Source organism: Rhizobium giardinii bv. giardinii H152 (assembly GCF_000379605.1).
GTDB lineage: Bacteria > Pseudomonadota > Alphaproteobacteria > Rhizobiales > Rhizobiaceae > Pararhizobium > Pararhizobium giardinii.
Genome location: NZ_KB902617.1, coordinates 1 through 1272 on the forward strand (window position 1 = coordinate 1; position 1272 = coordinate 1272).

Annotated in this window: 2 protein-coding genes; both read left to right on the plus strand. The window is 58.8% G+C overall.

The window, feature by feature from the left end; translation table 11 throughout:
* On the plus strand, positions 1-917 hold a 917-nt coding region (locus A3AY_RS0110855), incomplete at its 5' end, for a hypothetical protein (RefSeq protein ID WP_018325705.1).
* Positions 918-972: 55 nt separating this feature from the next.
* On the plus strand, positions 973-1272 hold a 300-nt coding region (locus tag A3AY_RS0110860), incomplete at its 3' end, for an MmgE/PrpD family protein (RefSeq protein ID WP_026203321.1).

Here is a 1272-nt window from a genome sequence, read left to right on the forward strand (position 1 = left end):
TTTCATTGCCCGAGGAGGAGTTCTGGAGCAGGCCGGAATTCCAACCCTTCAAGGCTGACTTTACCGAGCAGCGCCTCGGATGGAAGCTTTCGTCGCTCTACAGCGTCAATGCGGAATTTGGCGCGGTTAAGATCATCGGCGCCAATGCGTTTAACCGGCGGCTCGGTTTGCCTCGGTCGACGTCCACGATCGTCCTGTTGGAGAAAATGACAATGCGTCCCGTAGCCATTCTCGACGGTACCGCAATATCGGCGACGCGAACCGGAACATACGCTTCAAAGGTGTTTCAGCGGTGCTTTCCCGAACAAGAGAAGATTTCGGTCTTTGTCTTTGGTGCGGGGCCGGTCGCCAGAGCCACAATTTCGTGCCTGGACCACATCGGTTCGGATAGGGTCCGAGAGATCTTCGTGCGAAGCCGGACGTTCGAAGGTGCAGAAACAATGATAGGAGTTCTGCGTGCGCAAACGACGATCCCGCTGATCCCGGTTGCGGATAATAGCCGGCTTTGCGACTGCGCATTCGTCGTCACTGCATCCAATGCCCGGCAACCCATATTTGAGGACAGGGAGCTCCTTGCGGACGCAGTGACGCTCCACCTGGGCGGCGATGAAGTTCCGCAACCCTATCTTGTTCGCGCACTTCGCACCGGGACCGTCGTCTGCGACAGCCTGGCAATGGTGTCGCACAGAAGGTCGCAAAGCTTGGCCCTGCATTTTTGGCGGAATGGGCTGTCCCTCGAGACCGTCGGACCGCTGTTGGGGATTCGTGAACTTTCGGCATCGCAGGATTGGTATCTAAAGCAGGTTGGACCCGTATGTATTACCTGCGTCGGACTTCCAATGCTCGACCTCTACGTCGCTCAGGCAACCTTCGAGAAATACGTAAAAGCGCACAACGGGATTTCCTCCCTGAATTGAACGACCGCGAGCACGAGCGCATATCGGGCTGTGCGTAGCAGAGGTGGAGATCACCATGCACCTGACAGGCATTTTGGCGGATCACATATGGCGCGCCTCGCAAGTGGAACGTCCGCCCTCGATCGATGAAATCGCTCTGCGTTGCGTCCTCGACCTGATTGGCGCTGCCATTGCCGGCGCGGAGGCAAAAGGCCCGACTGCGACGCGACAGTCCGCGCCGCTCATCTTCGGTGAGGGCACCGCCCCCATATGGATGTCGGCAAAGACAGCAGCTCCCGTCGCCGCCCTCATCTGCAATGCGGCGGCGGCTTGCGCACTTGATCTTGATGACGGGCATCGGGCGGCGCGCGGGCAC